8 protein-coding genes are annotated in these 6,916 nt (G+C 66.1%); 5 read left to right on the forward strand and 3 right to left on the reverse strand.

The window, feature by feature from the left end:
• The 5 genes from J5F18_RS10375 to idi form a co-directional block, all read left to right on the forward strand.
• Positions 1-339, forward strand: a 339-nt coding sequence (locus J5F18_RS10375) for a transposase (protein ID WP_346298577.1), incomplete at its 5' end; no start/stop codon positions are given.
• Positions 340-618: 279 nt separating this feature from the next.
• Positions 619-999 carry a hypothetical protein gene (locus tag J5F18_RS10380; protein WP_346298578.1) on the forward strand — a complete coding sequence of 127 codons (381 nt, stop codon included), beginning with the start codon at positions 619-621 and terminating at the stop codon, positions 997-999.
• 225 nt (positions 1,000-1,224) lie between these two features.
• Positions 1,225-3,429 (forward strand): OsmC domain/YcaO domain-containing protein, encoded by a 2,205-nt coding sequence (locus tag J5F18_RS10385; protein WP_346298579.1) that lies wholly within the window; start codon positions 1,225-1,227, stop codon positions 3,427-3,429.
• A 97-nt stretch (positions 3,430-3,526) separates the two neighbouring features.
• Entirely contained in the window at positions 3,527-4,003 is a 477-nt protein-coding gene (locus J5F18_RS10390) for an NYN domain-containing protein (RefSeq protein WP_346298580.1), read from the forward strand.
• 79 nt (positions 4,004-4,082) lie between these two features.
• Positions 4,083-4,655, forward strand: coding sequence for an isopentenyl-diphosphate Delta-isomerase (gene idi, locus J5F18_RS10395; RefSeq protein WP_346298581.1), 573 nt, complete (start codon positions 4,083-4,085; stop codon positions 4,653-4,655).
• A gap of 113 nt (positions 4,656-4,768) precedes the next feature.
• On the opposite strand, the gene J5F18_RS10400 is transcribed toward idi, so the two are convergent.
• From J5F18_RS10400 to J5F18_RS10410, 3 genes are all read right to left on the reverse strand, one after another.
• The gene (locus tag J5F18_RS10400; protein WP_346298582.1) at positions 4,769-5,527 is read right to left on the reverse strand and encodes a hypothetical protein; all 759 of its coding nucleotides are present in this window, start codon (positions 5,525-5,527) and stop codon (positions 4,769-4,771) included.
• 82 nt (positions 5,528-5,609) lie between these two features.
• Complete coding sequence (locus tag J5F18_RS10405) at positions 5,610-6,038, reverse strand: VOC family protein (protein WP_346298583.1); 429 nt, start codon at positions 6,036-6,038, stop codon at positions 5,610-5,612.
• Positions 6,039-6,188: 150 nt separating this feature from the next.
• Positions 6,189-6,890, reverse strand: coding sequence for an aspartate/glutamate racemase family protein (locus J5F18_RS10410; RefSeq protein ID WP_346298584.1), 702 nt, complete (start codon positions 6,888-6,890; stop codon positions 6,189-6,191).
• Between the last annotated feature and the right edge of the window lie 26 nt (positions 6,891-6,916).

Below are 6,916 nucleotides of genomic sequence, written 5' to 3' on the forward strand. Positions count from 1 at the left end.
GAGCAGTTCCATAGCGAGATCAAGACGGATCTCGACCTGGAGCGGCTGCCTTCGGGGAAGTTCGCCACCAACGATCTGATCCTGCACCTCGCCCAGCTGGCCTACAACATCTTACGGCTGATGGGCCAGATGGGCATGACCGGCGAGCTGAGTCCGGTACGCCATCCCGCCAAGCGGCGCCGGCTACGCACCGTGTTGCAAGAATTGGTGCATCGTGCGGCCCTCGTGATCCACAAGGCGCGGCAGATCATCCTCGACTTTGGGCAGGACATCGAGCGCATGACGGTGTTGACCACTCTGCGAAGCCGCCTGCGCTATCCGCGCGGAACGCCATGCTGACGGATGATCGACGGTATGTTATCCACAGACAGTTTCGGGCGGCACATGACCGCGAAGTTGACTGTGCCCAGCGGGTGGAAAGGCATGACAACACGGGCCGTCGACGCCGACCGACGCAGCCAGGGTCGGCCATAACAGGCATATGTTGGTCGATTGAGACGGGATCGGAGGTCAAAAAATGCTCGCTGGCGGTGATAGGGGAAGTGCCGGCGCCGGCTTCACGGATTCAGGAATAACTGAAGCTCTTTGGCGACAAGTTCCTTGACAGGTGAATGACCCTTGATCCGATCGACTCTCTTATTCATGTGCGCGGTTGCCCTGCTCCTTGCCGCCGGCAAAGCCGTGCTCGCCGAGACCCGCCACGCGCCGTATACGGCCAACGAGCTCCACGATCAGGCCACCCTGGTCCTCCAAGGCGTCGTGCTGGAGACCGACACGATAGGACAATACGGATTCACCTTCCCGGTCCGGGCGTACGTGGAACGCGTGATCAAGGGCCGCCGGCCGGGCGGAGAGATCGCATTCCGGCCCGGACACCCGGGGCTGTTTGCGATTTTCGAAGAGGAATTCCACTCCCCGGAGCCAGGCCAGAAGGGAACCTTCTACCTCAAGGAGCGCGGGGGCGTCCCGGTACTGATCGGCTACCTCAGTGACGAGTGATCCTGCCCTGCCCCTATCTGCCAGCGCTGTTGGCAGAGCGAGGGCCTGGGTGGGGCGGGGCAGGGGAGGGTGGCCCCGCCGTCGGGGCGTTCGGCGGCGCCCAGGGGCCCGGTCCGCTGCCCGGTTGGTGAATTTTTGTTCGATCCCGAGACGGGCGGGCCCAAAACCGGGATAATGGCGGGTTTTCCGCCCCCGTGCTGCCCACGCCAACTCGTCCGGTGTCCCATGGAAATCAAGGTCAACTATCTCGACAACCTCCGCCTGGAGGCCAAGTTCGACGACTTCACCGTCATCTCCGACCAGCCGATCCGCTACAAGGGCGACGGCTCGGCCCCCGGCCCCTTCGACTACTTCCTGGCCTCCTCGGCGATGTGCGCGGCCTACTTCGTCAAGGTCTACTGCAACACGCGGGGCATCCCCACCGAGAACATCCGCCTGGCGCAGAACAACATCGTCGACCCGGAGAACCGCTACAAGCAGATCTTCAAGATCCAGGTGGAGCTGCCCGAGGAGATCTCCGCCAAGGACCGCGAGGGCATCCTGCGCTCCATCGATCGCTGCACGGTGAAGAAGGTGGTGCAGACCGGCCCCGAGTTCCAGATCGAGGTGGTGGAGAACATCGACGAGGACGCCCAGGCGCTGCTGCTGGGCAAGCCGGTGGGCGAGGCGAATGGCGAGCAGGGCACCTGGATCGAGGGCAAGGATCTGCCGCTGGAGCAGACCATCGCCAACATGACCGGGATGCTCGCCGAACTCGGCATGAAGATCGAGATCGCCTCCTGGCGCAACATCGTGCCCCACGTCTGGTCGCTGCATATCCGCGATGCGGCCTCGCCGATGTGCTTCACCAACGGCAAGGGCGCCACCAAGGAGAGCGCGCTCTGCTCGGCGCTGGGCGAGTTCATCGAGCGGCTGAGCTGCAACTTCTTCTACAACGACCAGTTCTTCGGCGAGGAGATCGCGGCGAGCGCCTTCGTCCACTACCCCAACGAGGAGTGGTTCCAGCCGGGGCCGAACGACGCGCTGCCGGCGGGCATCCTGGATGACACTACCCGCGAGATCTACGACCCCGAGGGCGAACTGCGCAGCTCGCACCTGATCGACACCAACTCCGGCAAGGCAGCCCGCGGCATCGTCGCCTTGCCCTTCGTGCGCCGCTCCGACGGCGAGACGGTCTACTTCCCGTCGAACCTGATCGAGAACCTCTACCTCAGCAACGGCATGAGCGCCGGCAACACCCTGGCCGAGGCCCAGGTGCAGTGCCTCTCGGAGATCTTCGAGCGGGCGGTGAAGCGCCAGATCATCGAGGAGGAGCTCGCCCTGCCGGACGTGCCCCAGGCGGTGCTGGCCCGCTACCCCGAGATCGTCGAGGGCATCGAGGCGCTGGAGGCCCAGGGCTTCCCGGTGCTGGTCAAGGACGCCTCCCTCGGCGGCCAGTTCCCGGTGATGTGCGTCACCCTGATGAACCCCAAGACCGGCGGGGTCTTCGCCTCCTTCGGCGCCCACCCGAGCTTCCATGTGGCGCTGGAGCGTAGCCTCACCGAGCTGCTGCAGGGCCGCAGCTTCGAGGGGCTCAACGACTTCCTGCCGCCCACCTTCAACTCCCAGGCCGTCGCCGAGCCCAACAACTTCGTCGAGCACTTCATCGACTCCTCGGGGGTGGTCTCCTGGCGCTTCTTCAGCAGCAAGGCGGACGTGGCGTTCGCCGACTGGGACTTCTCTGGGACGAACGAAGAGGAGGCGGCGACCCTGTTCGGCATCCTCGAGGAGCTGGGCCTGGAGGCCTACATGGCGGTGCACGAGGACCTGGGCGCGCCGGTGTGCCGCATCCTGGTGCCGGGCTACTCCGAGGTCTACCCGGTGGAGGACCTGATCTGGGACAACACCAACATGGCGCTGGACTACCGGGAGGACATTCTCGACCTCCACCGCCTGAGCGACGATGCCCTGGCCGATCTGCTCGAGCGCCTGGAGGAGAGCCAGCTCGACGAGCACATGGACATCATCACCCTGATCGGCATCGAGTTCGACGAGAACACGGTGTGGGGCCAGCTGACCATCCTCGAGCTGAAGCTCTTGATCCACCTGGCGCTGGGCCAGCACGAGGAGGCGCTGGAGCGGGTCGAGATGTTCCTGCAGTACAACGACAACACCGTCGAGCGCGGGCTCTTCTACCAGGCGCTGAAGGCGGTGCTGGAGATCGCCCTCGATGACGAGCTGGAGCTCGACGACTTCCGCTACAACCTCGGGCGGATGTTCGGCGAGGCGACCCTGGCGGCGGTGGTGGGCTCGGTGGAGGGCAGGGTGCGCTTTCATGGCCTGACCCCCACCAGCCTGGCGCTGGAGGGCCTGGAGAAGCACCAGCGGCTGATCGAGAGCTACAGGAAGCTCCATGCGCACCGCGCCAAGCGGGCCGGGGTGGCGGTCTAAACCCGGACGCTTGGGCGGTCTCGAATGCGCCCCGGGCCAGTCACTGGCTCGGGGCGCTTCGTTTGGAAGCATCTTCTTATAAAAATGAGTGCATAGCATGGTCAAAGTTGCGATCTTCGTTGACGTACAGAATGTCTACTACACGGTGCGGGAAGCGTATAAGAGCAATTTCGATTACAACAAGTTTTGGGCCGAGGCAACTGCTGGCAGAGCGGTCGTGAAGGCCATTGCCTATGCCATAGATCGGGGTGACCGGAAGCAACGAGAGTTTCAAAATATTCTCAGAGCCATTGGGTTCGAGGTGAAGCTGAAACCCTTTATTCAAAGGTCGGACGGCTCCACGAAAGGTGATTGGGATGTTGGCATCACGCTCGATGCCATCGAATACGCCGAGCTGGCAGATGTCGTCGTCCTAGTGACGGGGGATGGGGATTTTGATCTGCTGGTAGATAAAATCCGCGTCGTGCATGGGAAGAAGGCCGAGGTCTATGGCGTACCTCAGTTGACGGCGGCTTCACTGGTCAGAGCGGCCAGTGAATTCAAGCCTATAGGGAGAGCGCTTCTCTTGAAATGAATAGTGGGCTTTCAATCCCCGAGCCTCGAGCCGCCCAAACCTGTGAGCGGCAGCGCTGGCGGACCATAGGAGGGACGTGATGGCTGAGGTCAACGATGATCGCGTCGTTTCGTTCGACGATGAGCCTCTCGTGCTCGTCGACAGCGAGGATCGCGAGCTGGGCTTCTGCACGAAGGCCGATGCCCACCGCGGGGAGGGGCGCTTGCATCGTGCCTTTTCCCTCGTCGTGTTCAACTCGGCGGGGGCGCTGCTGCTCCAGCGCCGCGCCGCGCACAAGCCGCTGTGGCCGGGCTACTGGTCCAACACGGTGTGCAGCCATCCGCGGCGAGGCGAGGCCATGGACGCCGCCATCCAGCGCCGCCTGCGCGAGGAGGTCGGCCTCCAGGCCGAGATGAGCTTCCTGTTCAAGTTCCAGTACCGGGCGCGGTTCGGCGACAAGGGCAGCGAGCATGAGCTGTGCTGGGTCTATGCCGGCCGGAGTGACGCGACACCCCGGGCCAATCCCCAGGAGGTCGACGCCATCCGCTACCTCTCGCCAGGGGACGTTGACGAGGCGCTGAGAACGACGCCGGAGGCCTTTACTCCCTGGTTCCACCTGGAGTGGCCACGCATCCGGCGCGACCACTCCCGGCTACTGGGCCGCGGAACCTGAGTGAGGCGGCTGGCCGTTCAGCGCAGTCACCTGGCCTTCGCACGTTTTGCGATGATCCTGAACTTCTCTTTTCCCCTTTCCCCTGGGTGCCGATGGGGTGGCCGAGTTCGGCCTTATCCTGCCGGCGCCGTCGGCGTCTCACTGCGTCCTGCGAAATCGATGAGTGCGGAGGCGAGTCCGTCGGGGTCGAGGATGGCCTGCTGGCGAGGCGTCGTGGCGGGGTCGACCCGGTCGGAAAGGCCGGCGCCGCGCTTGTCGAAACACAGCACCCGGGCCAGGCGACCCAGCGCCTGCATGAAGCGGGCAAGCTCGGGTTGTTCCCAGTAGAAATCGAGATGGGAGACGAAACCGGGCAGGGCCACCAGGGTGAGCGGGCCATCCCCATAGAGGCGGTAGGCGATGTGCACGCCGCCGCTGACCACATACCGGACCGGCGTCGGCGTGGTCACCGGGGCCAGGATGCCGGGCAGATCGCCGGCGGCAATGGTCCGGCGCAGCGCCTCGCTCTGTTGGACCTGCCAATCCTCGAAGTCGGGGCATTCGGGGATGCCGAAGCCTGCGAGAAAATCGTCCCGATAGAGGGCTTCGGCCCGGCGGAGCAGGGCGAGGGACGCCGGGGCGTCGGCCGCGTCTCGAGACCGCGCGAGCTGCTCACGGAAGACGACCGCATCGGTGGCGGCCACCACCTCGGGGGCCAAGGCGATGGTATCGGGTGTGCCAAGGATCACGCCGCTGCCAAGCCTCTGCTGCAGGCGATGGAGAGCGCGGCGCAGGCTGGCCCGCCCATCCCCGGCGGGGGCCTCCGGCCACAGCAGTTCCGCCAGCAGGTTGCGGCTGACCGGGCGGCCGGCGAGGGCCAGGTAGGCCAGCAAGGCCAGGCCCTTGCGCAGCCCGAGGGGGCTCCTTGTTCGTCGTCGATCGCGTCACGTCGATCGCGGGTGACGGGCCACCTCATCACGGCTCGAGCTCCCAATACGGGTTCCAGGCCACTTCCCACAGATGGCCGTCGGGATCCTGGAAGTAGCCGGCATAGCCGCCCCAGAAGGTCTCATGGGCGAGCTTGGTGATGGTGGCGCCGGCATGCTTCGCCTGGGCCATCACCGCGTCGACCTCCTCCCGGGAGGCGACATTGTGCGCCAGGCTGAACTCGGTGGCGCTCGGCGCGGCCATCGGCAGGTTCGCATCGTTGGCGAGGCAGCGGCGCGGCCAAAGGCCGAGCTTGAGCCCCCCCTGCAGGTCGAAGAAGGCCACGGCGCCATCGCCCTCCTCGAACTCCTCGCCGATGATGCCGGGCGTTGCCAGTCCGAGGCCATCGCGATAGAAGCGCAGGGCCCGATCCAGGTCGTCGACCCCCAGGGTAATCAGCGTGATTCGTGGTTGCATGGCATCCGCCCTCGTGCGTGGCTCCTCGTCAAGGGAGCCATCCGGCCAAGCTGCCATACAGCGTAGTTCAACTCGCCTCTTCGTGGCGGGGATGCTGTGTGCGTGCCCCGCCACCCACCGATGGGGCCTGGGGCCCGCCAGGTGAGCGGGCTAGTGACCCTGTGCCCTCGGGGACTCGGCAGGGTGCAGCACGAAGGCCAGCGCCTCGGCGAAGCCGTCCATCACCGCCAGGCCGTGGCGCGCGGCCAGCTCCGCGCCGCGCCCGGCGAAGGCGCCGGAGCCCAGCACGATGGCGCGCGCGCCCTGCGCCCGAGCCTGCTCGCAGAGCCTTGCCAGCTGCTCCTCGGCCCAGGGTGCGCGCGCGGCCGTGTCGGTGACGCCGATGCCGGTGGCCACCACCCGACAGCGCTCCTTGACGCCGTAGCCCTCGCAGAGCGACTCGATGGTGGCCACGGCCCCGTCGAAGGTGGTGATCACCGTGAAGGGGCCGCCGGTGGCATCCGCGCGGCGGATGCCGGCCTCCGCCAGGCTGACCACCGGGGCACCGGTCAGGGCGCGGGCCTCGGCGACGGCGATATCATCGAAGCAGGCGAGGATGTAGCCGGCGTAGCCTTCTGCCAGGCGGCTTTCGATCAGCTCCAGCACGTGGCGCGTGGCGCAGGCCTTGTCCTGCCCGCTCTCCACCGCCTGGGGGCCATGGGGCGGGCTCACCGCCTCGATGAGCACCCCGGGCGGGGCCTGGGCCTGCAGCACCTCCCGGACGCGCTGGGTGACGGTTGGATTGGTGTTGGGGTTGATGGCCAGCACGCGACACGGGGCTGGCCGAGCGGCGTCTCCCGGGTAATGGGTCATGGATCAGCGCCCCGCCAGCAGGTCGG

This window comes from Halomonas sp. BM-2019 (assembly GCF_017584085.1).

Bases quoted from the DNA above. Each gene is read 5' to 3' on its own strand.
- J5F18_RS10405 (WP_346298583.1), bottom strand. From the start codon at position 6,038: ATGCAACCACGAATCACGCTGATTACCCTGGGGGTCGACGACCTGGAT.
- J5F18_RS10385 (WP_346298579.1), top strand. From the start codon at position 1,225: ATGGAAATCAAGGTCAACTATCTCGACAACCTCCGCCTGGAGGCCAAG.
- J5F18_RS10410 (WP_346298584.1), bottom strand. From the start codon at position 6,890: ATGACCCATTACCCGGGAGACGCCGCTCGGCCAGCCCCGTGTCGCGTG.
- idi (WP_346298581.1), top strand. From the start codon at position 4,083: ATGGCTGAGGTCAACGATGATCGCGTCGTTTCGTTCGACGATGAGCCT.
- J5F18_RS10390 (WP_346298580.1), top strand. From the start codon at position 3,527: ATGGTCAAAGTTGCGATCTTCGTTGACGTACAGAATGTCTACTACACG.